Origin of the sequence: Streptomyces sp. NPDC019937 (assembly GCF_040631655.1) — a bacterium.
Taxonomy (GTDB): domain Bacteria; phylum Actinomycetota; class Actinomycetes; order Streptomycetales; family Streptomycetaceae; genus Streptomyces.
Genome location: NZ_JBEYAL010000018.1, coordinates 142,656 through 167,726 on the forward strand (window position 1 = coordinate 142,656; position 25,071 = coordinate 167,726).

A 25,071-nucleotide genomic window follows, 5' to 3' on the forward strand; every position below is an offset into this window, starting at 1 on the left:
GCTGCCGTCGGGGACGTCCGTCAGGCCTCGCGCGTACCGGCGTACATGTCCTCGATCAGGGCCTTGTACTCCCGTTCCACCACCGGACGCTTCATCTTCAGACTGGGCGTCAGCTCGCCGTGCTCCACGTCCAGATCACGCGGCAGCAGCCGGAACTTCTTGATCGTCTGCCACCGTTGCAGTCCCTCGTTGAGCCGCCGCACATAGCCGTCGATCAACTCCCGCACCGCCTCGGTGTCCACGACCTCGGCGTAGGACTTCCCCGCCAGACCGTTCTCCTCCGCCCAGCCCATGATGGTCGGTTCGTCGAGGGCGATCAGCGCGGTGCAGTAGTTGCGGTCGGAGCCGTGCACCAGGATGTTGGAGACGAACGGGCACACGGCCTTGAACTGGCCCTCGACCTCCGCCGGGGCGACGTACTTCCCGCCCGAGGTCTTGATCAGGTCCTTCTTGCGGTCGGTGATCCGCAGATAGCCGTCGGGCGACAGCTCGCCGATGTCGCCGGTGTGGAACCAGCCGTCGGACTCCAGCGCCTGCGCGGTCAGCTCGGGCAGCCCGTGGTAGCCCTGCATGACGCCGGGGCCGCGCAGCAGCACCTCGCCGTCGTCGGCGAACCGCACCTCCGTGCCCGGGAACGCCTTGCCGACCGTACCGGTGCGGTAGTCCGGCGGGTTGAGGAAGCTGGCGGCGCTGGACTCGGTGAGCCCGTACCCCTCCAGGATGTTGATCCCGGCGCCCGCGAAGAAGTAGCCGATGTCGGGGGCCAGCGCGGCCGACCCGGACACCGCGGCGCGCAGCCGCCCGCCGAACGCCTCGCGCAGCTTGGCGTAGACGAGCTTGTCGGCGGCGGCGTGCTGGGCCTTGAGGCCGAACGGCACGGACGGGGTGCCGGTGCGGCGGAAGTTGTCCTGGGAGATCTTGGCGTACTCGCGGGCGACCCCGGCCGCCCACTGGAAGATCTTGTACTTGGCGGCGCCGCCCTCGCGGGCCTTCTGCGCCACCCCGTTGTAGACCTTCTCGAAGATCCGCGGCACCGCGCACATGTAGGTGGGCCGGACCACCGGCAGATTCTCGATGATCTTGTCGACCCGGCCGTCCACCGCGGTGGTGTGCCCGACGTAGATCTGCCCCGCCGTCAGCACCTTGCCGAAGACATGCGCGAGCGGCAGCCACAGGTACTGCATGTCGTCGGGGTAGAGCAGGCCCTCCTGGGTACCGATCGCGATGGCCATGTAGGACCAGGAGTCATGCGCCAGCCGTACGCCCTTGGGGCGGCCGGTCGTACCGGAGGTGTAGATGAGCGTCGCCAGCTGATCGGCGCGCAGCGCGTCGGTCCGCTCCCGTACGGCGTCGGGCTGCTCGTCCAGATGCGCCGCACCGCGCTTCTCCAGCTCGGCCAGGGACAGCACCCACCCCTCCGGGTCGTCCCCGGCGGGTGTCGCGTCCTCGGCCTCGATCACCACCACATGGGCGAGATCGGGCAGCTCGTCGCGCTTCTCGCGGACCTTGGCGAGCTGGGCGGCGTTCTCGGCGATCAGGACCCGGCTGCCGGAGTCGGCGAGGATGAAGGCGGTCTCCTCGGCGTTGGTGCTCGGGTAGACCGTGGTGGTCGCCGCGCCCGCGCACAGCACGCCGAGATCGCCGAGGATCCATTCGACGCGGGTCGAGGAGGCGAGCGCAACCCGCTCCTCGGGGCGGATGCCGAGGGCGATCAGCCCGGCGGCGATGGCGAAGACCCGGTCCGCGCTCTCGCGCCAGGTCAGCGGGCGCCACTCGTCGGGTCCCCGGCCGGAGGCGGGTGGCACGGGATAGCGGTACGCCTCCCGGTCCGGTGTCGCCTCGACGCGCTGGAGGAAGTGCGTCGCCAGGGACGGCGGCCGGTTCTGGAGCAGATTCTGGGTGTCGGTCACGGCATCCTCCGGGGCCCGCCTCAGTGCTTGGTGACTCGCGAGTAACCTTCGCGTGGCGATCAGCGTAAGGGCCGAAACCGTACTGCGTAAGGGGTTCCGGGCCACGTAGTTCAAATGAGGGGCGCGTTCAGAATCGAGCGTTCGGAATCGAGCGTCACACGACTACGGGCCCGGCGCCTCCTGCGCACCGGGCCCGCCGCTCACTCCTACTTCTTCCCCTTGCTGTCGCCGCCGCCCTCGTCGGAGGACAGCACGGCGATGAAGGCCTCCTGCGGCACCTCCACGCTGCCGACCATCTTCATCCGCTTCTTGCCCTCCTTCTGCTTCTCCAGCAGCTTCCGCTTACGGGAGATGTCACCGCCGTAGCACTTGGCGAGGACGTCCTTGCGGATGGCCCGGACGGTCTCGCGGGCGATGACCCGGGAGCCGATGGCGGCCTGGATCGGCACCTCGAAGCTCTGCCGCGGGATCAGCTCGCGCAGCTTGGCGACCAGCCGCACGCCGTACGCGTACGCCTTGTCCTTGTGGGTGATCGCGGAGAAGGCGTCGACCTTGTCGCCGTGCAGCAGGATGTCGACCTTGACCAGGTCGGAGGCCTGCTCGCCGGTGGGCTCGTAGTCCAGCGAGGCGTAGCCGCGGGTCTTGGACTTCAGCTGGTCGAAGAAGTCGAAGACGACCTCGGCGAGCGGGAGCGTGTAGCGGATCTCGACGCGGTCCTCGGAGAGGTAGTCCATGCCGAGCAGCACGCCCCGGCGGTTCTGGCACAGCTCCATGATCGCGCCGATGAACTCGCTGGGGGCGAGGATCGTGCCCCGCACGACCGGCTCGTGCACCTTGTCGACCTTGCCCACGGGGAACTCGCTGGGGTTGGTCACCGTGTGCACGGCGCCGTCCTCCATGTCCACCCGGTAGATCACGTTGGGCGCGGTGGCGATCAGGTCGAGGTTGAACTCGCGCTCCAGGCGCTCACGGATGACCTCCAGGTGCAGCAGCCCGAGGAAGCCGACCCGGAAGCCGAAGCCGAGGGCGGCGGAGGTCTCCGGCTCGTAGACCAGCGCGGCGTCGTTGAGCTGGAGCTTGTCCAGGGCCTCGCGCAGCACCGGGTAGTCCGAGCCGTCCAGCGGATACAGGCCCGAGAACACCATCGGCTTGGGGTCCTTGTAGCCGCCCAGCGCCTCCTCGGCGCCCTTGGTGAACTGGGTGATCGTATCGCCGACCTTGGACTGGCGGACGTCCTTCACACCGGTGATCAGATAGCCCACCTCGCCCACCGACAGCCCGTCGCAGACCGTCATCTCGGGTGAGTTGGTGCCGATCTCCAGCAGCTCGTGGGCGGCGCCGGTGGACATCATCCTGATGCGCTCACGCTTGCTGAGCGTGCCGTCCACGACCTTCACGTACGTCACGACACCGCGGTACGCGTCATAGACGGAGTCGAAGATCATCGCGCGGGCGGGCGCGTCCTTGACCCCGACCGGCGGCGGGACCAGCCGCACCACCGTGTCCAGCAGCTCGTCCACGCCCTCGCCGGTCTTGGCGGAGACCTTGAGCACGTCGGAGGTGTCGCAGCCGATCAGGTGCGCCAGCTCGGCGGCGTACTTCTCGGGCTGGGCGGCCGGGAGGTCGATCTTGTTGAGGACCGGGATGATCGTGAGGTCGTGCTCCATCGCCAGGTAGAGGTTGGCGAGGGTCTGGGCCTCGATGCCCTGGGCCGCGTCGACCAGCAGGATGCAGCCCTCACAGGCCGCCAGCGACCGCGAGACCTCATAGGTGAAGTCCACGTGGCCAGGGGTGTCGATCATGTTGAGCACATGGGTGACCGGCTCCGGCTTCCCCTGCTCCTCGGTCAGCGCCCAGGGCAGCCGGACCGCCTGGGACTTGATCGTGATGCCGCGCTCGCGCTCGATGTCCATGCGGTCGAGGTACTGCGCGCGCATCTGTCGCTGCTCGACCACACCGGTCAGCTGAAGCATGCGGTCGGCAAGCGTCGACTTGCCGTGGTCGATGTGCGCGATGATGCAGAAGTTACGGATCAGAGCCGGGTCGGTACGGCTCGGCTCCGGCACATTGGTAGGGGTCGCGGGCACGCAGCGTCCTGTGTCTAGGCGGGACTCGGTGTTCTCAGTTTCTCCATGGTCCCATGAACGGCGACCGCTTCCGGGTTTGGGAGGCCACCAGCGCTGCTGGTAATCTGGCGGACTGTGTCTTACGCGCTCCTCTCGCGCGGGGCACGAACGCACGACAGACAGCGAAAACCGACGAACCTGCGAAGGCTCTTTACGTGGCGAACATCAAGTCCCAGATCAAGCGGAACAAGACGAACGAGAAGGCGCGCCTGCGCAACAAGGCCGTCAAGTCCGAGCTGAAGACCGCCATCCGCCGGACCCGCGAGGCCGTGGCCGCCGGTGACGCCGAGAAGGCCACCGCTGCCGCCCGGACCGCCGCGCGCAAGCTCGACAAGGCCGTCAGCAAGGGCGTGCTCCACAAGAACAACGCCGCCAACAAGAAGTCGGCGCTCGCGCAGCAGCTCTCCGCCCTCAAGGGCTGACGCTTCCGGGCCGCCCGTACGGGTGACCCACCGGGGCGCTCCGTCGCCCCCACCCCACCGTGGGGAACATCCGAGCCCTCTACCTCGGATCACGGACAGCCTTCGTAGTACGCCACGCTACGTTCAATGCCCCCGGGCCCACTCCGGGGGCATTGCTGTATCCGGATCCCCCTGTGCGGCGGGGGGATTTCGGTGTTTCTTCGGGTATGTTCACGTCATGTCGATACCGGGGGAGACACCCAATCCGTACGGGCCGCCGCAGCCATCTCAGCCGCCGCTCCCGTCACAGCAGAACCCTCAGCCCCAGCCGTCGTCCGGCTCCTACGGGCAGCCGCCGCAGCCTCCGCCGCACGCCCCGGCGTACGCGCAGCCGACCATGCCGGGCGTGCAGGTGGGCGGCGGGTACGGGGCGTACGCCGCGCCCGCCCCGATACCGCCCGGCGGCGGTGGCGGAAACGGGAATGGGGGCGGGGGCGGGGGCGGAAAGGGCTGGCTGTGGGCGCTCGGCGGGGCCGTGGCCGCCTCGGCGGTCTGGGCGGGCGTGGTGTTCGCGACCGGAGGGTTCGGCGGCGAGCCGAAGGCCGACCTCGCGGGCTACGGCTACACGAGCAATCTGTGCTCCTCGACCGATCTCAAGGCCATCGAGGACGCCGGGTACGAGCAGAAGGACTCCAGCGGATCGACGAATCCGCGGCACAGCTCCACCCGGGACCCGGCGCTGGACTCGATGACCTGCCAGATCGACTTCGAGCCGAGCGACGCGTCCAGCGGCGACTACTCCTCGGCGTGGCTCTCCACGACGGCCGGTCTGCACCGCAAGTCCGACCCGGAGCCCGAGTTCGAGGCCCAGTACCGGCAGTACGAGGACCAGAAGACCTCCAGCTACACCTACAGGGTGAGCGAGGTGGACGGCCTCGGCGACGAGGCGTACGTCGTCACCCAGCAGAGCACCAGCAGCAGTGACACCGGGGCGTATGTGATCCTCGGCGTGCGGGAGGGCTGGACGACCTACCAGTCGACGTGGTCGGAGTACGTCTCCAGCTCATCGAGCGCCGACGCCATGTCGTCGTCGGAGGCCACCGAGATGCTGGAGAAGAGCGCCCGGGCGACCCTGGCGAAGCTGAAGGAGTAGGGCCGGGGTCCGCCGGCCGGAAACGCTAGGAACGACCCGCACGGGCGGCACGGGCAATGGTGACGACGGCCTTCTCCAGGGCGTATTCCGGATCGTCGCCGCCGCCCTTGACGCCCGCGTCGGCCTCGGCGACCGCGCGCAGCGCGATCGACACCCCGTCCGCGGACCAGCCGCGCATCTGCTGCCGCACCCGGTCGATCTTCCAGGGCGGCATGCCCAGCTCACGGGCCAGATCACCGGGGCGGGCTCCGCGCGGGGCGGAGGCGAGCTTGCCGATGGCGCGGACGCCCTGGGCCAGGGCGCTGGTGATCAGCACCGGAGCCACGCCGGTGGCCATGGCCCAGCGCAGCGCCTCCAGCGCCTCGGCCGCCCGCCCCTCGACGGCGCGGTCGGCGACGGTGAAGCTGGACGCCTCGGCGCGGCCCGTGTAGTAGCGGCCGACGACGGCCTCGTCGATCGTGCCCTCGACATCGGCGGTGAGCTGGGACACCGCGCTGGCCAGCTCGCGCAGATCGCTTCCGATGGCGTCCACCAGGGCCTGGCAGGCCTCCGGCGTGGCGGACCGGCCGCTGGTGCGGAACTCCGACCGGACGAACGCCAGCCGGTCGGCGGGCTTGGTCATCTTCGGGCACGCCACCTCGCGCGCCCCGGCCTTGCGGGCGGCGTCCAGCAGCCCCTTGCCCTTGGCCTGACCGGCGTGCAGCAGGACCAGGGTGATCTCCTCGGCGGGGGCACCGAGATAGCCCTTCACGTCCTTGATCGTGTCGGCCGACAGATCCTGGGCGCTGCGCACCACCACGACCTTGCGCTCCGCGAAGAGCGAGGGGCTGGTCAGCTCGGCGAGGGTGCCGGGCTGCAGCGCGTCGGGCGTGAGGTCGCGCACATCGGTGTCGGGGTCGGCCGCGCGCGCGGCCGCCACGACCTGCTGCACGGCGCGGTCGAGCAGCAGGTCCTCCTGGCCCACGGCAAGGGTCACCGGGGCGAGGGGATCGTCGGTCGTCGTCTTCCTGGCCATCGCGGTCCAGCATCCCACGGACCACCGACAGCCCGGTCTCCCGAGGCCCGGTCCCCGACGGTCCGGTCCCTCGACGGTCCGGGCCCCCGACGGTCCGGGCCCCCGACGGCCCGGTCTCGCGTATGGCCGACAATGTTCCGGTGATGGATGGAGGACCGAACGGCGTACGCCATGTGCTGGTGCTGCCCGACCGCGACGCGGCGGAGGAAGTGGCCGAGGCGCTGCCCGGGCGCTTCGGTGTCGCGGAGGAGCCCCAGCTGGTGCGGGACGCCCTGGCAGGTGAGGACGACGCCGAGGACGCCCAGTGGCTGGTGGTCGTGGAGGATCCGGCCGCGCGGCTGGACGGGGCCGCGCTGGACGCCTTCGCCGAGGAGTACGAGGGCTGGCTGGAGGCCGACTGAAGCCGGCCGTGGCCGCAACCGCCCGCCCCCCTCAACCGCTACCCGGTGACCAGCGCCAGCGCGAAGCCGTCGTACCCCTTCTCGCCGACCGTCTGCACCGCCGTCGCCGTCAGCCGCGGCTCCCGCGCGATCAGCTCCGTGAAGCGCCGTACGCCCTGGACGCGGGGGTCCGTGCTGGCGGGGTCGGCCACCTCCCCGTCCCGCACCACGTTGTCCCCGATGATGAGGCTGCCGGGCCGGGTGAGCCGCAGCGCCCAGGCCAGGTAGTCGGGGTTGCCGGGCTTGTCGGCGTCGATGAAGACCACGTCGAACGGGTCGTGCCCCTCCTCGGCCAGCCGGGGCAGCGACTCCAGCGCCCTGCCGGTGCGGATCTCGACGACGCCGCCCAGACCCGCCCGCTCCACATTGGCCCGCGCCACCTCCGCACACCGGGGGTCGGCCTCCAGCGAGACCAGCCGCCCGCCCTCGGGCAGCGCCCGGGCCAGCCAGATCGTGCTGTACCCGCCCAGGGTGCCGATCTCCAGGACGGTGCGCGCCCCCTGGATCCGGGCCAGCAGATGCAGCAGCTTCCCCTGATTGGGCGCCACCTGATGCGGCGGCAGCCCGGCGGCCGCGCTGTGCTCCAAGGCGGCGTCCAGGGCCGGATCCGACGGCGCCAGAAGGCCGTTGAAGTAGTCATCGACCTTGGTCCACTGTGCGAGCGACATGAGTGAGCTTCCCTTCGGAACCGACCGAGTCCGCTCCTGGAACCTACTGCCACCCTGCGAACCGGGCGTCTCCTTTTCCCACCGACCGCCGCCCGCAGCCGCGGGCCGGTCACCGCGATCGGCCCGTCCCGGTCGGTCCGCAGCACGGCGGTGCCCCGGGCCCTCAGGACCGCGACGGTGCGGGGTGACGGATGCCCGTACGGGTTGTCCGCGCCGCAGGAGATGAGGGCGAGACGCGGGCGCAGCCGCTGGATCAGCCGCGGGTCCTGGTAGGCCGAACCATGGTGCGCGACCTTGAGCACATCCACCGGGGGCAGGGCCGGATGTGCCGTCAGCAGGGCCTGCTGGGCGGGCGGTTCCAGGTCGCCGAGGAGCAGCAGGGTCAGCCCCGCCGTACGGACCAGAAGGGTCACACTCGCATCGTTCGGCCCCTCCTCGGCCGGGGTGGCGGCCGGGGCGCCGGGCCCGGGCCACAGCACCTCCCAGGACAGCGGGCCCAACCGGCGCCGCTCCCCGGGCCGGGCCGTCACCATGGGCACCCGTGCCGCCGCGGCCCCGCGCCGCACGGCCGCGGCCTGGCCGGGTGGCTCCGCCAGGCCGGTCGTCTCGATCGCCCCCACGGAGCGGCCGCGCAGCACCCCGGGCAGCCCGGCCACATGGTCGGCGTGGAAGTGGGTCAGGACGAGCAGCGGGATGCGGACCACACCCAGCGTCCGCAGACAGCGGTCCACGGCCCGTGGCTCGGGCCCGGCGTCCACGACGACGGCCGTGCCGGGCCCGGCGGCCAGGACCAGGGCGTCTCCCTGGCCCACGTCGCAGGCCACCATCCGCCAGCCGGGCGGGGGCCAGCCGGTGATGACCCGGGTCAGCGGCGCCGGGCGGACCACCGCGAGCAGCAGGAGCAGCGCACAGACCGCCCACAGCCACCGGTGCCGCAGCAGACGGCGCCCCAGGAGGACGGCGGCCAGAGTGACCGCCGCCAGCAGCAGCCCACCGGGCCAGCCACCCGGCCAGCCCGCCTCCGCGCCGGGAAGCCCCGCTCCGGTCCGGGCCACCCCGGCGATCCATTCGGCAGGCCAGCCCGCGGGCCAGGCGATCCACCGGGCGACCGGAAGCGCGAGCGGGGCCACCGCGAGCGCTGCGGAGCCGAGGACCATGGAGGGTCCCACCGCCGGCTCGGCGAGCAGATTGCAGGGGATCGCCACCAGGCTGACCCGCGCGGCCATCATCACCACCACCGGGGCGCACACCGCCTGCGCCGCCGCGGCGGCCGCCAGCATCTCCGCCGGACGGGGCGGCACCCCACGGCGCCGCAGGGCGGCGCTCCACCCCGGTGCGAAGGTGAGCAGCGCGCCGGTGGCCAGGACGGAGAGCAGGAACCCATAGCTCCGGGCCAGCCACGGGTCGTACAGCAGCAGCGCGAGGGCCGCGGCGGCCAGGGCCGGGAGCAGGGAGCGGCGGCGGCCGGTGCCGATGGCCAGCAGCGTGATCAGCCCGCAGACCGCCGCCCGCAGCACGCTGGGGTCGGGTCGGCAGACGATCACGAAGGCGAGCGTGAGCCCGCCGCCGAGCAGGGCCGTCGTGCGCAGCCGCATACCGAGCGCCGCGGCCAGCCCGCGCCGCTCGGCGCGCGCGGCGAGGTGCGGAGGGCCGGTCAGCAGAGCCAGCAGCAGGGTGAGGTTGCTGCCGGAGACGGCCAGCAGATGCGTCATGTCCGTGGCCCGGAACGCCTCGTCGAGGTCCGGCGGAACCCGTGAGGTGTCCCCCACGACCAGCCCCGGAAGCAGCGCCCGCGCGTCCGGGGACAACCCGTCGGTCGCCGTGCGGAGCCCGGCGCGCAACCGGCCCGCCAGCCGCTGGAGGGAGCTGGGCGCCCCGATGACGCGCGGTGGCCCGCCACCGCCGCGCACCACCGCTGCGATACGGTTCCCGTCGCGCAGCGGCGGCGCCAGACGGCCGTGCACCCGCAGCCGCGTGGACGGCAGCAGCCGCAGCCACACCGCCCGCTGGCGGGCCTCCGGACGGACCGTCACCAGCACCGGGGCCCAGGTGTCCGTCGTCGTGCCGTCAGGCCCGGTGATCCCGGTGGCCTCCGCCTCGACCACCACCGACACGGGCGCGAGCGCGGCCCCGCGCACCCGGGGGCGGCTGAGCCTCGGGTCCCCCGTGACCGTCACCTCGACGGTCGCCTCGGCGAACTCCCCGGCCAGCGCCGGGACCGGGCCCCGCCGCACATCCGCCGCGTGCAGCGCGGCGACCGCTCCCGCCGTGGCCCCGCACAGCAGGACCGCGGCCACGGCCCCCGCCGTCCGCCTCCGGTCCCGCCCCATGGCCGCCCGGCGCCGGCGGGTCACGAACAGCAGGACGGCCGCCGCCAGGCAGGCTCCCGCGCAGACCACGGCCACCGTGCGGCCCGGTGTGCCCAGAGCGATCGCCGCCGCGGCCCAGGCGGCCAGCGCGGGTGGCACCAGGCGGAGGTCCGCCGGGCCCTCCTGGCGGGGGTCGGACGCCCCGCGCGGTGAGGCGGCGGCCGCGTGCACCGGGGCGCGGGGACGCGCCGTCCGTACGGGCGTCATGGCTGAACCAGCGGGCGGAGATCGGCGAACCGGCGGTCGCCGATGCCGTTGACCTCGCGGAGTTCGTCGATGGAGCGGAAACCGCCGTGCTGGGTGCGGTAGTCGAGGATGTGCCGGGCCAGGACCGGGCCGACCCCCGGCAGGGTGTCGAGCTGTTCCGCGGTCGCCGAGTTGAGGCTGAGCACGCCGCCGCCCGGAGCGCCCGGTGCCCCGGGGCCGGGGCCGGATCCGGGGGCGGGTGCGGCGGCCGGACCGGCGGGGGCGGGTCCCGCGGGGGCCTGATGCGCCGGGGCGCCGACCACGATCTGCTCCCCGTCCACCAAGGGCCGGGCCCGGTTCAGTCCGCTCGTGTCCGCGCCCGGCCGCGCCCCGCCCGCCGCCTCGATCGCGTCGGCGACCCTCGCCCCGGGCGGCAGGTGACGCAGCCCCGGGCGGCGGACCTTGCCCGTCACATCGACCACGACCGAGCGGCCGGACGCACCGGCGGCCGGACGCGCCCCGGTCGTCGGTCCGGACATCGGACCGGACATCGGACCGGAGTGGGGGGCCGCCGCACGCGCCGGTTCGGGTTCGGGCGCCCGCACGGTCTGGGGGCGGCCGCTCCAGAAGTGGTGGACCGCGAAGGCCAGCGCGGCGACGAGGGCGACCGCCAGCGCGGCGACGGTCCGCAACTCCATGCCGCAGCGCAGTTGGAGCCACAGCGGAAGGCGTTCACGCAACGCCGGCAGCATCCGGTCGCGGCGGCGGAGCGCCTGGCCGCCGCCGGTGGCGGTCTTCTCCTCCGCGCCCCCTCCGTCCGCGGTCGCCTCCTCGTCCATGGCCTCGTCCACCGTCGTCTCGTGCTTGGCCACAGCCGGAGCCGCAGCCACAGTCACAGCCGCCGCCACAGCGGCAGCCGGAGTGGGGTCCGCCGGGGTCGGACTTCGCGGGGAGTGCGCGCCGGGGGCCGGGGCCCGGCTCCCGGGGACGGTGGGGGCGATGAGGGCGGTCGCCTCGCGCGGGAGGGGGAGGAGAGCGGCCGCGCGGGCATTGCGCGGAGACGGCGCGGGGCGGGCCTGACGGCAGGTGGCCCGGGGGTGATCGCCCGGGCGGGGCGCGGCGAGGCGGTGCCGGCCGCGGCCCGGCGGCCGGTTCGTAACGGTGCGTGATCGTGTCCTCATGCCACCCGACGGTAGGCACCTTCGCCCGACCCCGCTGATCAGTCCCGATTCCCGGGGATAACCCACGGAATGTGGAAAACCCCGTCACCCGGAAGAGTCAGCCACTGGACGAGCAGCCGCTACCGCGGAGAGACCACCGCACCCAACAACCCCGGTCCGGTGTGTGCCCCGATCACCGCGCCCACCTCGCTCACGTACAGCTCCGCGAGCCCCGGCACCCGCTCCCGCAGCCGCTCGGCGAGGGCGGTCGCGCGCTCTCCCGCCGCGAGGTGCTGGACGGCGATGTCGACCGGGCTCCGGCCCGCCCGCTCCACCACGATCTCCTCGAGCCGGGCGATGGCCTTGGACGCGGTGCGGACCTTCTCCCGCAGCTCGATCCGGCCCTCGTCGAGCTGGAGCAGCGGTTTGACCGCGAGCGCGGAGCCGAGGAGGGCCTGGGCCGCGCCGATGCGGCCGCCTCGACGCAGGTAGTCGAGGGTGTCGACGTAGAAGTAGGCGGAGGTGCCGTCGGCCCGCTTCTGGGCCGCCGCGACGGCCTCGTCCAGCGTGCCGCCGCCCTCCGCGGTCTCGGCCGCCGCCAGCGCGCAGAAGCCGAGCGCCATCGCGACCATGCCGCTGTCCACCACCCGTACCGGCACGGGCGCGTCCTGCGCGGCGAGCACCGCCGCGTCGTAGGTGCCGGAGATCTCGGCGGACAGATGCAGCGAGACGATGCCGGTCGCGCCCTCCGCCGCGGCCGCGCGGTAGGCGTCCGCGAAGGTCTCGGGGCTGGGCCGGGACGTGGTCACGGGCTTGCGCTTCTGCAGGGCCTCCGCGAGCGACAGGGCCGAGATCTCGGTCCCCTCCTCCAGCGCCCGGTCTCCGAGCACCACCGTCAGCGGCACGGCGGTGATGCGATGCCGCTCCATCGCCTCCTGCGGCAGGTAAGCCGTTGAATCGGTCACGATCGCGACATGGCGGGACATGACTGGGAGATTATCCGGGGAAGCCCCGGGCCGACAGCGCGACCCCACCGGTGATCACCGACCCTATCGGTAAGCCCGTGTTCAGGCGGTGTTCTCGGGGCGGGGGGACTCCTGCCAGGACTTCTGCCAGGAGTACGGCCGCGATCGGGGCGTGCTCTCCAGGGAGGGCGGTTCCGGCCGGGGCGCGGACTCGCCCACGGGCGCCGACTCCGGCTCCGGCTTCCGCTCCGGCTCCGGCGCCGATGAGGGCCGCGGGCTCGCCTCGGGCCGGGGCTCTTCCACCGTCCAGTGCCGCAGCGCCCCCGCCTCCATCTCGATCTCGCGCCCCAGCGCGTCCAGCTCGTCGTGGGCGAACCGCTGCGCCCGCTCCCGCACCGCCCAGCGCAGCGAGTCCGCGGAGTGCGTGATCCGCTCCGTACGCTCCCTCAGCTCGGGGAGCAGGGCGCCGAGGCGGGTCTTGTCCGGCTCCCGCTCCAGCCGCTTCAGATCGTCGTCCAGCTCGTGGCCGTGCGCGCTGAGCCGCTGGAACAGGTTCAACGACTCCGCCACGGAGCGGTCTTGGCCCGCGACCGCGCGCAGGGCCTGCTCGGTGGCGGACATCGACGTACGCAGCGACAGCCGCAGCTCGGCCAGCTCACCGGAGGCGCCCGGCCGGGCGAACTGGCGGGCCCGGAGCCGGGTGTCCTCGACCGTGCGGCGGGCCTGCTCCACGGTGCGGTCGAGGCCGCGCTTGGCCGTCCGCACCACCCGCACCGTGACATAGGTACCCGTCACGATGAACATGACGAAAAGCAGCAACAGGATCCAGATGGCTTCCATGTGCGCTCCTTCGGGCGGCGGTCACCGCGGTGGCTGCTGTCCTCCCAGCGTAAACGGACCGGGCGGGCCCGGGGTTCCTGACGAACCCCCAGCCCGCCCGCGCGGAAGCTCCCGGAGCCGTCAGGCCGGGACGATGTTCACCAGCTTCGGCGCCCGCACGATCACCTTGCGGATGCCCGCGCCGTTCAGCGCCGCGACCACCGCCGGGTCGCCCAGGGCCTGCGCCTCCAGCTCCTCGTCGGAGACCGACGGGGCGACCTCCAGCCGGGCCTTGACCTTGCCCTTGACCTGGACCACACAGGTCACCGTCTCGTCCACGACGTACGCCGGGTCGGCGACCGGGAAGGGCTCGTGGACGACCGAGGACTCGTGGCCCAGCTTGCGCCACAGCTCCTCGGCGATGTGCGGGGCCAGCGGCGCGATCAGCAGCACCAGCCGCTCGGCGACCGAGCGCGGCACCTCGCGCACCTTGGTGACGTGGTTGTTCAGCTCGGTGATCTTGGCGATGGCGGTGTTGAAGCGCAGGCCCACCATGTCCTGCCGGACCCCGTCGATCGCCTTGTGCAGGGCGCGCAGCGTGTCCTCGTCGGGCTCCGCGTCCACGACGGTGACCTCGCCGGTCGCCTCGTCCACGACGTTGCGCCACAGCCGCTGCAGCAGCCGGTACTGGCCGACGACCGCGCGGGTGTCCCAGGGGCGCGAGACGTCCAGCGGGCCCATGGCCATCTCGTACAGGCGCAGCGTGTCGGCCCCGTACTCGGCGCAGATCTCGTCCGGCGTGACGGCGTTCTTCAGGGACTTGCCCATCTTGCCCAGCAGCCGGGTGACCTTCTCGCCCTGGTACCAGTACGCCCCGTCGCGCTCCTCGACCTCGGCGGCCGGGACGGCGATGCCGCGGCTGTCCCGGTAGACGTACGCCTGGATCATGCCCTGGTTGTAGAGCTTGTGGAACGGCTCGACCGACGAGACGTGGCCCAGGTCGAACAGCACCTTGGACCAGAAGCGGGCGTACAGCAGGTGCAGCACGGCGTGCTCGGCGCCGCCGACGTACAGGTCGACGCCGCCGTGCGGCTGACCGTCGCGCGGGCCCATCCAGTAGCGCTCGGTGCCGGGGTCGACCAGCCGCTCGCCGTTGTGCGGGTCCAGGTAGCGCAGCTCGTACCAGCAGGAGCCGGCCCAGTTGGGCATGGTGTTGGTCTCGCGGCGGAACGGGCGCGGGCCGCGTCCGTCGCCCAGGTCCAGCACCACGTTGACCCACTCCTCGTTCCGGGACAGCGGGGTCTCCGGGGAGGTGTCGGCGTCGTCGGGGTCGAAGGTGCGCGGCGAGTAGTCCTCGACCTCGGGCAGCTCCAGCGGCAGCATCGACTCGGGCAGCGCGTGCGCCACGCCGTCCTCGTCGTAGATGATCGGGAAGGGCTCGCCCCAGTAGCGCTGACGGCTGAACAGCCAGTCGCGCAAGCGGAAGTTGACGGTGCCCTCGCCGATGGAGCGGGCCTCCAGCCATGCGGTGATCCGGGCCTTGGCCTCGGTCACGCCCAGGCCGTCCAGGGAGACGCCCTCACCCGCCGAATTGACGATCTTGGCGTCGTACGAGCTGAACGCGTCGTCCCAGGTCGACGGGTCGGTGCCGCGGCCGTCCGAGGGCTCGACGACGCAGCGCATCGGCAGCTCGAAGGCGCGGGCGAAGGCGAAGTCACGGCTGTCGTGCGCCGGAACTGCCATGATCGCGCCGGTGCCGTAGCCCATCAGGACGTAGTCGGCGATGAAGACCGGCACCCGGTCGCCGCTGACCGGGTTGACCGCGTACGCACCGGTGAAGACGCCGGTCTTGTCCTTGGCCTCGGCCTGCCGCTCGACATCCGACTTGGCCGCGGCCTGCTTGCGGTACGCGGCGACGGCCTCGGCCGGGGTGGCGTGCCCGCCGGTCCACACGTCGTGGGCGCCCTCGGGCCAGGCGGCCGGGACGATGGAGTCGACCAGGTCGTGCTCGGGCGCCAGCACCATGTAGGTCGCGCCGAACAGGGTGTCCTGGCGGGTGGTGAAGACCGTGATCTTCGCGTCGGGGTGGTCCTGCACCGGGAAGTCGACCCGGGCGCCCTCGCTGCGGCCGATCCAGTTGCGCTGCTGCAGCTTGATGGCCTCGGGCCAGTCCAGCGCGTCCAGGTCCTCCAGCAGCCGGTCCGCGTAGGCGGTGATCCGCATGTTCCACTGGCGCAGCTTGGCCTTGAAGACCGGGAAGTTGCCGCGCTCGGAGCGGCCGTCGGCGGTGACCTCCTCGTTGGCCAGCACGGTGCCCAGGCCGGGACACCAGTTGACGGGCGCGTCCGAGGCGTACGCCAGGCGGTAGCCGCCCAGGACATCCGCCCGCTCGGGCTCGGTCAGCTCGCCCCAGGGGCGCCCGTCGGGGGTGGCGCGCTCACCGGAGGCGAACTGCTCGACCAGGGTGTCGATCGGGCGCGCCTTGTCCGCCTGCGGGTCGTACCAGGAGTTGAAGATCTGCAGGAAGATCCACTGGGTCCACTTGTAGTAGTCCGGGTCGATCGTGGCGAAGGAGCGGCGCGGGTCGTGTCCCAGGCCCAGGCGGCGCAGCTGGCGCCGCATGTTGTCGATGTTGGCCTCGGTGCTGACCCGGGGGTGGGTGCCGGTCTGCACCGCGTACTGCTCGGCGGGCAGGCCGAAGGCGTCGAAGCCCAGGGTGTGCAGGACGTTGTGGCCCGTCATGCGGTGGTAGCGGGCGTACACGTCGGTGGCGATGTAGCCCAGCGGATGGCCCACGTGCAGCCCCGCCCCCGAGGGGTACGGGAACATGTCCATGACGAACTTCTTCGGCCGGGCGACGACCTCGGCGTCACCGGTCAGGTCGCCGCCCGGGTTGGGCGCGTCATACGTGCCGTTCGCGTCCCAGAAATCCTGCCAGCGGGCCTCGATGTCAGCGGCCAGCGCGGCCGTGTAGCGGTGCGGCGCGGCCACCTCGGCCGCGGCATTGGTCTCGCTCATGATCCTCAAAGCTCCATTGGTCGTCTCTGCCCGCGGTACAGGCCGATTCCCTCTTGTCCGGTGAAACAAAAAGGCCCCTCGCACAGGAGGGGACGCCGCGCCGATGCCGACCGGAGATGATCGCGGTCGGTACTGATCAGCGCGGCCCGCTAAGCAGAAGGCGTACGGCACGCATGGGGTCAGGTTACCGCAGGGCACCGACGGGCCGCAGCGAGGTGACTCGGGAGCGGGGAAACGAGAAACGGGCCGTCCGTATCGGACGACCCGCTCTCGCGATTGTGGAGCTAAGGAGAATTGAACTCCTGACCTCCTGCATGCCATGCAGGCGCTCTACCAACTGAGCTATAGCCCCAGGTCTTGCTCCGCCCGGTTCCCCTCGGCGGCATCGCCTACATTACACGGACGCCCCGGGCTTTAGCCAAATCGATTGCCGCGGCCCCCGTGACCGGCCCGTCCTCATGCCGCTTCACGCCGTCGCGAACGAGTAGAAACGCTTCAGCGTGCAGTGCTCTTCGAGGAGCCGACCGTAGATCGGCTCGCCCTCCAGCTCCCGGTACGTCTCGATCGGGTCGCCCTTGATGATCAGCGCCTGGGCGCACTCCGCGCACCAGTACTGGTAGTCGGAGTTGAGGGGCTCCATGTCGCGGACGATGGGCGTGCCACCGCCGCACCAGTCACATTTCCGGCTGTGTGCTCCCATGTCACTCAGCTCCAGCTGTGGCCGCAGGCCGTACACACGTAGGAAACACCGCCGTTGTCGCCGAGTACCTGAGCCACATTGCCGGAACCGCAGGACGGGCATTCGATGCCCTCCCGAGCCGTCTCGGAAAGGTCCTCGAACGCGTCGAGGATGCTGGTCGGCATCCCACCCGTCCCTCCCCATCGGACTATCGGCCCTGCGCCCCCGCCGGCTGTCCGATTCTGCCACGGGGCGACACCCAGGTCAGCGGAGATGCAACAGACGCCTCACCAGACTCACAAGCGCCCCGCGCGCACCGCCACTTCCGCCGAGGCTCGCGCGCTCGGTGCGGTGTCGTCCAACCTACCCAGGAAGATCGCACCGAACCCAGCCGCCCCGGGGACGGGCCGAGTTGAGCCGACGTCAACAGGGGGCGGGCACCGGAGGTTTGGACCGTGCGAAAAAGCGGCGATCCCGCCTCCCGGTGAGGGAGACGGGATCGCCGCCATCTGTGGAGCTAAGGAGAATTGAACTCCTGACCTCCTGCATGCCATGCAGGCGCTCTACCAACTGAGCTATAGCCCCGCTGCTCTCCGCGCCGCTGCGCTTCGAACAAGTAGGAGCTTAGCCGGTGACCAGCCGGAAAAGGAAATCGAGCCGGGAGGTGACCCCGGGGCCGGGCCGGAAGGCCCTTCCCGGCCGTCCTGACCGGCAAGCCACCCCCTAGGCGTCGTCGCCGAGGACGGGCTCGGGGAGGGATCCGGCGTTGTGCTCCAGCAGCCGCCAGCCGCGCGCGCCCTCGCCCAGCACCGACCAGCAGCAGTTCGAGAGGCCGCCCAGGGCCTCCCAGGTGTGCGGCTCCAGGCCGAGCAGCCGCCCGATGGTGGTGCGGATCGTGCCGCCGTGACTGACCACCACGAGCGTGCCGCCGTCGGGCAGCTTCTCGGCGGCCTCCAGCACGACCGGCGCCGCCCGGTCGGCGACCTCGGACTCCAGCTCGCCGCCGCCGCGCCGCACCGGCTCGCCGCGCTTCCACGCCGCGTACTGCTCGCCGAACCGCTCGATGATCTCTTCGTGCGTGAGCCCCTGCCACTCACCGGCAAAGGTCTCCCGCAGCCCCGCGTAGTGGTCGACCGTGAGCCCGGTCACGGCCGCCAGCTCGGCGGCGGTCGCCATGACCCGCTTGAGGTCGGAGGCGACGATCGCGTCCGGCCGCAGCCCGGCCAGCAGCCGGGCCGCGCGGTGGGCCTGCGCGACACCGGTGTCGGTCAGCTCGATGTCCAGGGAGCCCTGGAAGCGGCGCTCGATGTTCCAGGCCGTCTGGCCGTGCCGCCACAGGACTATGCGGCGGCCGCGGCCGCTCATGGTGCCGTTCAGCTCAGCTCACCCCCCGCACCGCCGTCCGGGCCCTGCGCCTGCGCGTACTCCTCCGCCTTGCCGCGGGTGGCCTCGGCGTCGGCCGGCAGCTCCAGCTGCGGGCAGTCCTTCCACAGCCGCTCCAGGGCGTAGAAGACCCGCTCCTCGCTGTGCTGGACGTGCACCACGATGTCCACGTAGTCCAGGAGCACCCAGCGGGCCTCACGGTCGCCCTCGCGGCGCACCGGCTTGGCGCCGAGGTCCTTGTTCAGCCGCTCCTCGATCTCGTCGACGATCGACTTGACCTGGCGGTCGTTGGGCGCCGAGGCCAGCAGGAAGGCGTCGGTGATCGAGAGCACGTCGCTGACGTCGTACGCGATGATGTCGTGCGCGAGCTTGTCGGCGGCCGCCTGGGCGGCGGCGTTGATGAGCTCGATGGAGCGGTCCGTGGCGGTCACAGGCGAGGCTTTCCGGTCGGTGGGGACCCTCAGGGTCTGGGCAACCCCAAGGGTCTCACGCCCCACCGTCACGACTCCCGGCCATTCCCCCCATGACCGCGGTGACTCTCCCGACTCTCGCGCGGCCGCGCTGCGGCGGCCGCGGTCAGCCCTGGGGGTCGTAGTCCGCGCCGAGGACCACCGTCACATCCGCGTTGGCGGCGCCCTTGCCCTTGGTGACCGAGGTCGCGGGCAGTCCGAGGGTCTTGGCGACCTCCTTCGCCTGCCCGGCCTGCCCGGCGTCCGCGTACGTCACCCGGGAGGTCTGCCGCGGAGCGCCGCCCTCGGTGGCGGCGACGACCGTGAAACCGCCGTTGACCAGCGCGACCCGGGCGGCACCCGAGGCGTCCTTGCCGCCGCCGGCGCTGGTCACGCTCACCCGTGCCGCGGAGCCCGGGTCGGTGTTCTTGACCGTGCCGCCGAGGACGTCCTTGACCACCCGGTCCGTCGCGCGGGCGCTGAGCGTGCCGTCGCCCTGGACCGGCAGCATCATCGTGTCGTAGTCGCCGCCCTTGGCCTGCCCGGCGAGCCGCGCCAGCGAGGCGCCGAGCTGCTGCTCGGACAGCGACGGGTCGGGGATCTGCGCCAGCTGCTCGACGGTCTTGGTGGCGCCGCCCGTATCGCTGGAGACCTTCTTCAAGGTGGCGTCCATGACCTGGCCGAACCGCGCGAGCTGCTTGGTCTGCGCCTCGCCCGGGGCCCGGTAGGTGGCGTACGCCACGGCCGCCTGACCGCTCAGGATCTGCTCCTTGCCCCGCTTGACCAGCGGGTCCTCGCCCTTCCGGGTGGCCGGCACCGTGGTGTCGGTGTCCAGGGTGATGCTGCCGACCAGCTCGACGAGGTTCTCCAGATAGGGCGTGTCCAGCCGCCAGGTGCCCTGGATCTTCGAGCCCAGCAGCGTGGACAGGGAGTCCCGGGTGGCGTCGGAGCCCTCGTCGGTCACCGACTTGCCGAGCGTGGTGGAGCCGCCGTCCTCGGTGGAGACGGACAGCGCGTTCGGCAGCAGGACGGTGGTGCCCTTCTTGGTGGTCTCGTTGTCCACCAGCAGCGCGGTGGAGGTACGGCCGCCCTTCAGCTCGCGCAGATGGACGACGATCACGTCCCGCTTCTGCGGGCCCGCGGCCGTCTGGGCGTCGCCGTCGGCGGAGAGCCCGGGCAGCATGCCCGCGTACCAGAGGTAGCCGGCCCCGCCCACGGCGGCGAGGACCAGCACCACGATGAGCGCGACGAACCGGTTGCGCCCCTTGCGGCGGCGCTCGTCGCGCCGCTCGGAGCGGGTCTCGGCGAACTTCAGCCAGTCGATGACGTCTTCGGAGTCCTCGTCGGGCTCCTCCACGAAGGAGAACTGCTCGGTGCGGTACTCCTCGCCCTTCGCGTCCGGGCCGGGCTTGCCCTTGCCGGGCCCCTCCGGGGCACCGGCCGGGGCGCCATGGGGCGGCTCCTCCCGGCCCAGCTCGGCCAGCTCCTCGTACGGGTTCGGCTCGTCGTCCTGAGCCGGAGCGGCCGGAGCCGCGGGCGCGGCCGGGGCGGGCGCGGCGTAGTCATAGCCCTGCTGCCCGTACTGCTCCTGCTGCGGATAGTGCTGCTGCTGTCCGTAGTACGGGTCGTACTGCTGCGCCTGCGGATACTGCGCCGGGGCCTGCCGCGCCTGCTGGACCTGGCCGTACGGGTCGTAGCCGTAGCCGTACCCGTCCTGCTGCTGTCCCTGCTGCTGCCCGTAGTACGACGACGGGTCGTAACCCTGCTGCGCCCCCTGGGACTGGTACACCGGCTGCCCATAGGCGTCGTAGCCGACGATCTGCGGCTCCTGGGCGTACGGATCCCGCGCGTACGGGTCGTACGGGTCCTGTCCGTCGTTCACCGGTACCCCTTCAGCAGTCGTGCCGGTACAGCTCTCGCTTGTCGATGTACCGCACCACACCGTCCGGCACCAGGTACCAGACGGGCTCGCCGTGTGCGACACGCGCGCGGCAGTCCGACGACGAGATCGCCAGCGCCGGAACCTCGACCAGCGACACCCCGCCCTCCGGCAGCCCGGGGTCGGCCAGTATGTGCCCGGGCCTGGTCACCCCGATGAAGTGGGCGAGCGAGAACAGCACTTCGGCATCGCGCCAGGTGAGGATCTGGGCGAGCGCGTCCGCTCCGGTGATGAAGAACAGGTCCGCGTCACCGTTGAGCGCGCGCAGGTCCCGGAGCGTATCGGTCGTGTACGTCGCACCGCCGCGGTCGATGTCGATGCGGCTGACCGAGAACTGCGGGTTCGACGCGGTCGCGATGACCGTCATCAGATAGCGGTCCTCGGCCGGGGAAACCTTTTTGTGGCTCTTCTGCCACGGCTCCCCGGTCGGTACGAACACGACCTCGTCCAGGTGGAACTGCGACGCCACCTCGCTCGCCGCGACCAAGTGACCGTGGTGGATCGGGTCGAACGTCCCGCCCATCACACCGAGCCGCCGCTTGGCCGGCCCCTTCTCCTCTTCCATGCGTGCAGACCCTACTGGGCCCGGCCCGAAACCGGGGCCCGAAGAGGCAACGGCCCCGGTCAGCGGTCCCGGTTGAAGCGGGTGGTGATCCACAGCAGCAGGAACAGGATGACGAGAGCCGCGCCGCCGGTCATGAAGGGGCTGATGCTCGGGTGGGTGTCGACATGCTCACCGCCCTCGGCCGCGAGGGTGGTGAGGGCAGCATGTGCGGTGCTGAAAGCGCTCATCGCAGGCGTTACCTATCCGGGTCTCGGCGTCACGTCACGTCCGCCACATCGTATGCGAGCCGGATCGCGGGCCTGCTGCCAGTCCGCCCTTGGGCCCGCGGTCAGTCCTGTTTGTACCCGCGCAGCAGGAACCACGCGACCAGGATGGATCCCACGATGCCGACGACGATGACGGTGCGCAGCAGCGCTCCCGGTCCCTGGTCCTTGGAAGTGGCGGCGAGCACGGCGGTGAGTCCAGTCATATCGGGCATGTCTCCACGCTAGCCCCTCGCCGGGCAGGGCCTAAGGTGGGGTCCGCCAGGGGGACGGGCACCACCGGGTAGTACCGGGACGGTTCGGGGAAACAGTCCGTACGAGGGGGACAGATGAGCGACAGCCATACGCAGGGCACCGGTGGCGACGGGAGCGGCGCCGGAGAGGGACGTGAGCATGTGCCCAGCCGCGAGAGGCGGCGGTTTCCGGGCATTTCCTCGCGCGCGTACGAACATCCGGCCGACCGCTCGGCGCTGGTCGCGCTGCGCAAGCTGACCGGCTTCGACACCGTCTTCAAGGCGCTGAGCGGGCTGCTGCCCGAGCGCAGTCTGCGGCTGCTGTACCTGTCCGATTCGGTGCGGGTGAGCGACCGGCAGTTCGCGCACCTCCACGACATGCTGCGGGACGCCTGCTACATCCTGGACCTGGAGCGGGTCCCGGCGATGTACGTCACCCAGGACCCGAAGCCGAACGCGATGTGCATCGGCATGGACGCGCCGATCATCGTGCTGACCACCGGGCTGGTCGAGCTGCTCGACGAGCAGGAGATGCGGGCGGTCATCGGCCATGAGGTGGGCCACGCGCTGTCGGGGCACTCCGTCTACCGGACCATACTGCTGTTCCTGACCAACCTCGCGCTGAAGGTCGCCTGGATCCCGCTCGGCAATGTGGCGGTGCTGGCCCTGGTGACGGCGCTGCGCGAGTGGTTCCGCAAGTCGGAGCTGTCGGCGGACCGGGCGGGGCTGCTGGTCGGGCAGGATCCGCGGGCCTCGATGCGCGGGCTGATGAAGCTCGCGGGCGGCCACCATCTGCACGAGATGAACGTGGACGCCTTCCTGGAGCAGGCCGAGGAGTACGAGAACAGCGGTGATCTGCGGGACTCCGTCCTCAAGATCCTGAACATGCTGCCGCGCAGCCACCCGTTCACCACCGTGCGCGCCGCCGAGCTGAAGAAGTGGGCCGCGAGCCGGGACTTCCAGCGGCTCATGGACGGCCACTACCCGCGCCGCGACGAGGACAAGGACACCTCGGTCGGCGACTCCTTCCGGCAGTCCGCGGACCACTACGCGGAGTCGATCCGCACCAGCAAGGACCCGCTGATCGCGTTCGTACGGGACGTGGCGGGCGGTGCCGGGGACCTGGGCGGCAAGCTGCGCGACCGGTTCAGCGGCGGCGGCAGGCCCGGCGGGGACACCACCGAGGGCACGCCCCCGCGGGACGCCCAGGAGGGCCCCGGCGGGGATTCCGGCGGGGACTCCCGGGGGGACGGGCCGCCCACCCGCTAGGGGGTGTCTTGCCGATCAGGCCGGATCAGCGAGCGGCGTCTGGTGCGGTAGCTCGCAACCCGCGTGAGGAGAGCGCAGCGGCGCTGCGTGTGACGAGCGCGGGGCCGCGAGGTGCCGCCCGCCGCGGCAGCGGCTGATGTCACAGCGGCGTCGGGAGCCCGGCATGATCGGCGAGACACCCCCTAAGGGATGGTGTGCGTGCCCGGGGAGAGCACGCCGCAGAGGGAGACCGGGGTGCGGCCCGGGGCGTACGGGTCGGTGCCGGCCGGGGCGTCGTTCCGGACGCTCTGCCCGGCCGCCAGCGGCCGCAGATAGCCGGAGGCGTTCGCGGAGCACGCCTGCGGGCCCGCCAGCACCGAGCTGTGCACCAGCTCCACCCGGTGGTCGCGCAGATCCCCGCGGTCGAAGCGGAACCGGGTCTCACGGCGGACCGTGTACAGCGAGGCGTGGTCCGGGGCCCGCTCGTGGGCCCGCTGGACCGCGTAGACGAAGACGTGGTCGGCGCTGACCTCCAGGGTCGAGGGGGTGCGCTCGACGACCGTCAGCGAGCCGCGCACCCTCACCGGCGCGTCGGCCAGCGTCACCTCGGCCGGGTTGAAGCGGGTCAGCCAGCCGGTGGCCGCGTGGCGGCCGTCGTCGACCGGGTGTTCGAAGCTCTGGTCGAACTGGATCTGCTGGGCGGGATCGAGCAGCAGCCGCACCGCCTGCACCGGTCCGCCGGTGAGCACGGCCGGGTCGAGGGTGGACTTCACCACGTAGTCCTTGGCCGTGGTGAGCGCCGTCATCACCTGGCTCTCGGAGAAGCCCTGGGTGCGCCGGGCGGCGGGCAGGGTGATCCCCTCGGCACCGGTGCGGAACTCGGCGGCCGGGCTCTTCCGGAACAGCTCCGCGGGCCGCCCGCCGGGCACCTCACCGCGCGGCGAGAGCGGCACCACGCTGCTGCGCAGCGGCTCGACGGCCTGCGGCTCCGGCGGCTGGTACGGGTGGCGTACGCCCATGTAGACGGCCGCCGCGAAGGCGAAGGCGATCAGCAGGACGAGGACGACGGCCTGCCGCGACGCCCCGGCACGGGTCCAGGCGTGGCGGCTGCGCACCGCGCGCGAGTGATCGTCCATGCGCTCCTCGGCGGAGAGCTCCTGGAGCCGGGCAGCACGAACGAAGGACTCGTCGAATACGACGGAGCGGTACTCGTCCTCACCACCTCCCGGGACGCCCTCGGGTGTCCCCTCGGGAGGGTCTCCACGCCCGGTCATACCTCAAGAGTAGGTCGCCGGGGGCAGCGGTAAACGCGGTGGTACTCCACAACTTCACGCACCGTACGGAGGAAACGCCGCATACGGCGCGACGTGCTACGGGTACGCGACCGGGGAGGTGAGGGATGCCGGCACGAGGGACGGTGACGTCACGGGGAGCGCGGCACGACGGAGGCGGGCGGCACCTCGCGCTCGGCCGCCGTGGACGGCACACTGCCCGGCCGCCCCGCGGTCGTGCCGTCGACGCCGCTGGTGGCGGGCGGCGGGGCGGGGTCCTGGCGGTTGCCCGAGGTGCCCCGGTAGACCGCCGTGAAGGCCAGCGCGACCACCCCGATGCCCATCAGGACGGCCAGCAGCCAGGCCACCGGGCGGTGCCAGCGGGCATGGCCGCGATAGGGCCGCCCGGCGCTCCCGTAGCGCCCGTACGGGCCGTAGGCGCCGTCCAGCTCCCGGCGCGGGCCGAAGCGGCCGTCCGGGTCGGCATAGTCGTCGTACGGACCGTCCCCGAACTCGCCCTCCGGACCGTACGCGTCGTCGAACAGCTCGTCCTCGGGGGACATCCCGGCCCTGCCGCGCCGGGACGCCTCGGCCTCGGCACGGGCCTGCGCGGCGGCCAGCATCCGTTCGATGGCGGTGGGCTCATGGATGACGGCGGACCGCACGAAGTCCTCGTCGAAGACCACGGTGGCGAACTCGTCGTTCGCCTCTCCGTGGCTGCGCTCGTCGGGCTCGTCGCCGTCCGGGAACGGCTTGCCCCCCACGTCGTCCGGCACCCGTTCAGAGTAGACCGGACGGGTCAATTTGGGCA

Annotated in this window: 22 protein-coding genes, 2 tRNA genes and 1 pseudogene; 4 read left to right on the plus strand and 21 right to left on the minus strand. The window is 72.0% G+C overall.

Going from position 1 to position 25,071, the window contains the following annotated elements:
• Window positions 1–20: 20 nt before the first annotated feature.
• Together ABZ562_RS20110 and lepA are read right to left on the minus strand one after the other, a co-directional pair.
• Window positions 21–1,910, minus strand: coding sequence for a long-chain fatty acid--CoA ligase (locus ABZ562_RS20110; protein WP_361481199.1), 1,890 nt, complete (start codon window positions 1,908–1,910; stop codon window positions 21–23).
• A 206-nt stretch (window positions 1,911–2,116) separates the two neighbouring features.
• Window positions 2,117–3,997: a translation elongation factor 4 gene (gene lepA, locus ABZ562_RS20115; RefSeq protein ID WP_361481202.1), complete on the minus strand. Its 1,881-nt coding sequence runs from the start codon at window positions 3,995–3,997 to the stop codon at window positions 2,117–2,119.
• A gap of 194 nt (window positions 3,998–4,191) precedes the next feature.
• On the opposite strand from lepA, the gene rpsT reads away from it, so the two are divergent.
• Together rpsT and ABZ562_RS20125 are read left to right on the plus strand one after the other, a co-directional pair.
• Window positions 4,192–4,458, plus strand: a complete 267-nt coding sequence (gene rpsT, locus ABZ562_RS20120; protein WP_361481205.1) for a 30S ribosomal protein S20 — start codon at window positions 4,192–4,194, stop codon at window positions 4,456–4,458.
• Between the two features lie 217 nt (window positions 4,459–4,675).
• Window positions 4,676–5,590, plus strand: coding sequence for a hypothetical protein (locus ABZ562_RS20125; RefSeq protein WP_361481208.1), 915 nt, complete (start codon window positions 4,676–4,678; stop codon window positions 5,588–5,590).
• 25 nt (window positions 5,591–5,615) lie between these two features.
• Here ABZ562_RS20125 and holA read toward each other — a convergent pair whose 3' ends face one another.
• Window positions 5,616–6,605, minus strand: a complete 990-nt coding sequence (gene holA, locus ABZ562_RS20130) for a DNA polymerase III subunit delta (RefSeq protein WP_361481211.1) — start codon at window positions 6,603–6,605, stop codon at window positions 5,616–5,618.
• Window positions 6,606–6,748: 143 nt separating this feature from the next.
• On the opposite strand from holA, the gene ABZ562_RS20135 reads away from it, so the two are divergent.
• Window positions 6,749–7,006, plus strand: a complete 258-nt coding sequence (locus ABZ562_RS20135) for a hypothetical protein (RefSeq protein ID WP_361481258.1) — start codon at window positions 6,749–6,751, stop codon at window positions 7,004–7,006.
• Between the two features lie 38 nt (window positions 7,007–7,044).
• On the opposite strand, the gene ABZ562_RS20140 is transcribed toward ABZ562_RS20135, so the two are convergent.
• The 16 genes and pseudogenes from ABZ562_RS20140 to ABZ562_RS20215 form a co-directional block, all read right to left on the minus strand.
• The gene (locus tag ABZ562_RS20140) at window positions 7,045–7,713 is read right to left on the minus strand and encodes an O-methyltransferase (protein ID WP_361481214.1); all 669 of its coding nucleotides are present in this window, start codon (window positions 7,711–7,713) and stop codon (window positions 7,045–7,047) included.
• Window positions 7,714–7,817: 104 nt separating this feature from the next.
• Window positions 7,818–10,289 (minus strand): annotated as a pseudogene (locus tag ABZ562_RS20145) (ComEC/Rec2 family competence protein); the annotation flags it as partial.
• Window positions 10,286–11,140, minus strand: coding sequence for a ComEA family DNA-binding protein (locus ABZ562_RS20150; protein ID WP_361481217.1), 855 nt, complete (start codon window positions 11,138–11,140; stop codon window positions 10,286–10,288). The gene ABZ562_RS20150 and the pseudogene ABZ562_RS20145, both read right to left, overlap by 4 nt.
• Window positions 11,141–11,568: 428 nt before the next feature.
• Complete coding sequence (locus ABZ562_RS20155) at window positions 11,569–12,414, minus strand: DegV family protein (protein ID WP_361481220.1); 846 nt, start codon at window positions 12,412–12,414, stop codon at window positions 11,569–11,571.
• An 81-nt stretch (window positions 12,415–12,495) separates the two neighbouring features.
• Entirely contained in the window at window positions 12,496–13,233 is a 738-nt protein-coding gene (locus tag ABZ562_RS20160) for a hypothetical protein (protein WP_361481223.1), read from the minus strand.
• Window positions 13,234–13,353: 120 nt separating this feature from the next.
• A complete protein-coding gene (leuS, locus tag ABZ562_RS20165; RefSeq protein ID WP_361481226.1) occupies window positions 13,354–16,230 on the minus strand; it encodes a leucine--tRNA ligase in 2,877 nt (958 codons plus the stop codon).
• 279 nt (window positions 16,231–16,509) lie between these two features.
• Window positions 16,510–16,582, minus strand: a tRNA-Ala gene (locus ABZ562_RS20170).
• Between the two features lie 114 nt (window positions 16,583–16,696).
• Window positions 16,697–16,930 (minus strand): hypothetical protein, encoded by a 234-nt coding sequence (locus tag ABZ562_RS20175; protein WP_009717962.1) that lies wholly within the window; start codon window positions 16,928–16,930, stop codon window positions 16,697–16,699.
• A gap of 5 nt (window positions 16,931–16,935) precedes the next feature.
• A complete protein-coding gene (locus ABZ562_RS20180) occupies window positions 16,936–17,094 on the minus strand; it encodes a hypothetical protein (protein WP_179934253.1) in 159 nt (52 codons plus the stop codon).
• Between the two features lie 327 nt (window positions 17,095–17,421).
• Window positions 17,422–17,494: transfer RNA gene (locus tag ABZ562_RS20185), tRNA-Ala, on the minus strand.
• Between the two features lie 138 nt (window positions 17,495–17,632).
• Window positions 17,633–18,286 (minus strand): histidine phosphatase family protein, encoded by a 654-nt coding sequence (locus ABZ562_RS20190; RefSeq protein ID WP_361481261.1) that lies wholly within the window; start codon window positions 18,284–18,286, stop codon window positions 17,633–17,635.
• Window positions 18,283–18,723 (minus strand): ribosome silencing factor, encoded by a 441-nt coding sequence (gene rsfS, locus ABZ562_RS20195; RefSeq protein ID WP_055552914.1) that lies wholly within the window; start codon window positions 18,721–18,723, stop codon window positions 18,283–18,285. Before rsfS ends, ABZ562_RS20190 begins: the two co-directional genes overlap by 4 nt.
• A gap of 145 nt (window positions 18,724–18,868) precedes the next feature.
• The gene (locus ABZ562_RS20200) at window positions 18,869–20,623 is read right to left on the minus strand and encodes a LytR C-terminal domain-containing protein (protein ID WP_361481230.1); all 1,755 of its coding nucleotides are present in this window, start codon (window positions 20,621–20,623) and stop codon (window positions 18,869–18,871) included.
• Between the two features lie 10 nt (window positions 20,624–20,633).
• The gene (gene nadD, locus ABZ562_RS20205; protein WP_055552909.1) at window positions 20,634–21,245 is read right to left on the minus strand and encodes a nicotinate-nucleotide adenylyltransferase; all 612 of its coding nucleotides are present in this window, start codon (window positions 21,243–21,245) and stop codon (window positions 20,634–20,636) included.
• Between the two features lie 59 nt (window positions 21,246–21,304).
• Window positions 21,305–21,472, minus strand: coding sequence for a hypothetical protein (locus ABZ562_RS20210; protein WP_199830999.1), 168 nt, complete (start codon window positions 21,470–21,472; stop codon window positions 21,305–21,307).
• 101 nt (window positions 21,473–21,573) lie between these two features.
• Entirely contained in the window at window positions 21,574–21,723 is a 150-nt protein-coding gene (locus tag ABZ562_RS20215; RefSeq protein ID WP_361481267.1) for a hypothetical protein, read from the minus strand.
• A gap of 114 nt (window positions 21,724–21,837) precedes the next feature.
• Between ABZ562_RS20215 and ABZ562_RS20220 the strand changes: the two genes are divergently transcribed.
• The gene (locus ABZ562_RS20220; protein WP_361481234.1) at window positions 21,838–23,010 is read left to right on the plus strand and encodes a M48 family metallopeptidase; all 1,173 of its coding nucleotides are present in this window, start codon (window positions 21,838–21,840) and stop codon (window positions 23,008–23,010) included.
• Between the two features lie 182 nt (window positions 23,011–23,192).
• On the opposite strand, the gene ABZ562_RS20225 is transcribed toward ABZ562_RS20220, so the two are convergent.
• Together ABZ562_RS20225 and ABZ562_RS20230 are read right to left on the minus strand one after the other, a co-directional pair.
• Window positions 23,193–24,263 (minus strand): hypothetical protein, encoded by a 1,071-nt coding sequence (locus ABZ562_RS20225; RefSeq protein ID WP_361481237.1) that lies wholly within the window; start codon window positions 24,261–24,263, stop codon window positions 23,193–23,195.
• Window positions 24,264–24,412: 149 nt separating this feature from the next.
• Window positions 24,413–25,036, minus strand: coding sequence for a hypothetical protein (locus tag ABZ562_RS20230; RefSeq protein WP_361481241.1), 624 nt, complete (start codon window positions 25,034–25,036; stop codon window positions 24,413–24,415).
• Window positions 25,037–25,071 lie beyond the last annotated feature (35 nt).

Excerpts from the sequence above, each read along its gene's own strand:
- ABZ562_RS20125 (WP_361481208.1), top strand. The coding sequence starts at position 4,676 with ATGTCGATACCGGGGGAGACACCCAATCCGTACGGGCCGCCGCAGCCA.
- holA (WP_361481211.1), bottom strand. The coding sequence starts at position 6,605 with ATGGCCAGGAAGACGACGACCGACGATCCCCTCGCCCCGGTGACCCTT.
- ABZ562_RS20135 (WP_361481258.1), top strand. The coding sequence starts at position 6,749 with ATGGATGGAGGACCGAACGGCGTACGCCATGTGCTGGTGCTGCCCGAC.
- ABZ562_RS20140 (WP_361481214.1), bottom strand. The coding sequence starts at position 7,713 with ATGTCGCTCGCACAGTGGACCAAGGTCGATGACTACTTCAACGGCCTT.
- ABZ562_RS20155 (WP_361481220.1), bottom strand. The coding sequence starts at position 12,414 with ATGTCCCGCCATGTCGCGATCGTGACCGATTCAACGGCTTACCTGCCG.
- ABZ562_RS20160 (WP_361481223.1), bottom strand. The coding sequence starts at position 13,233 with ATGGAAGCCATCTGGATCCTGTTGCTGCTTTTCGTCATGTTCATCGTG.
- leuS (WP_361481226.1), bottom strand. The coding sequence starts at position 16,230 with ATGAGCGAGACCAATGCCGCGGCCGAGGTGGCCGCGCCGCACCGCTAC.
- ABZ562_RS20175 (WP_009717962.1), bottom strand. The coding sequence starts at position 16,930 with ATGGGAGCACACAGCCGGAAATGTGACTGGTGCGGCGGTGGCACGCCC.
- ABZ562_RS20180 (WP_179934253.1), bottom strand. The coding sequence starts at position 17,094 with ATGCCGACCAGCATCCTCGACGCGTTCGAGGACCTTTCCGAGACGGCT.
- nadD (WP_055552909.1), bottom strand. The coding sequence starts at position 21,245 with ATGGAAGAGGAGAAGGGGCCGGCCAAGCGGCGGCTCGGTGTGATGGGC.
- ABZ562_RS20210 (WP_199830999.1), bottom strand. The coding sequence starts at position 21,472 with ATGAGCGCTTTCAGCACCGCACATGCTGCCCTCACCACCCTCGCGGCC.
- ABZ562_RS20215 (WP_361481267.1), bottom strand. The coding sequence starts at position 21,723 with ATGCCCGATATGACTGGACTCACCGCCGTGCTCGCCGCCACTTCCAAG.
- ABZ562_RS20220 (WP_361481234.1), top strand. The coding sequence starts at position 21,838 with ATGAGCGACAGCCATACGCAGGGCACCGGTGGCGACGGGAGCGGCGCC.
- ABZ562_RS20225 (WP_361481237.1), bottom strand. The coding sequence starts at position 24,263 with ATGACCGGGCGTGGAGACCCTCCCGAGGGGACACCCGAGGGCGTCCCG.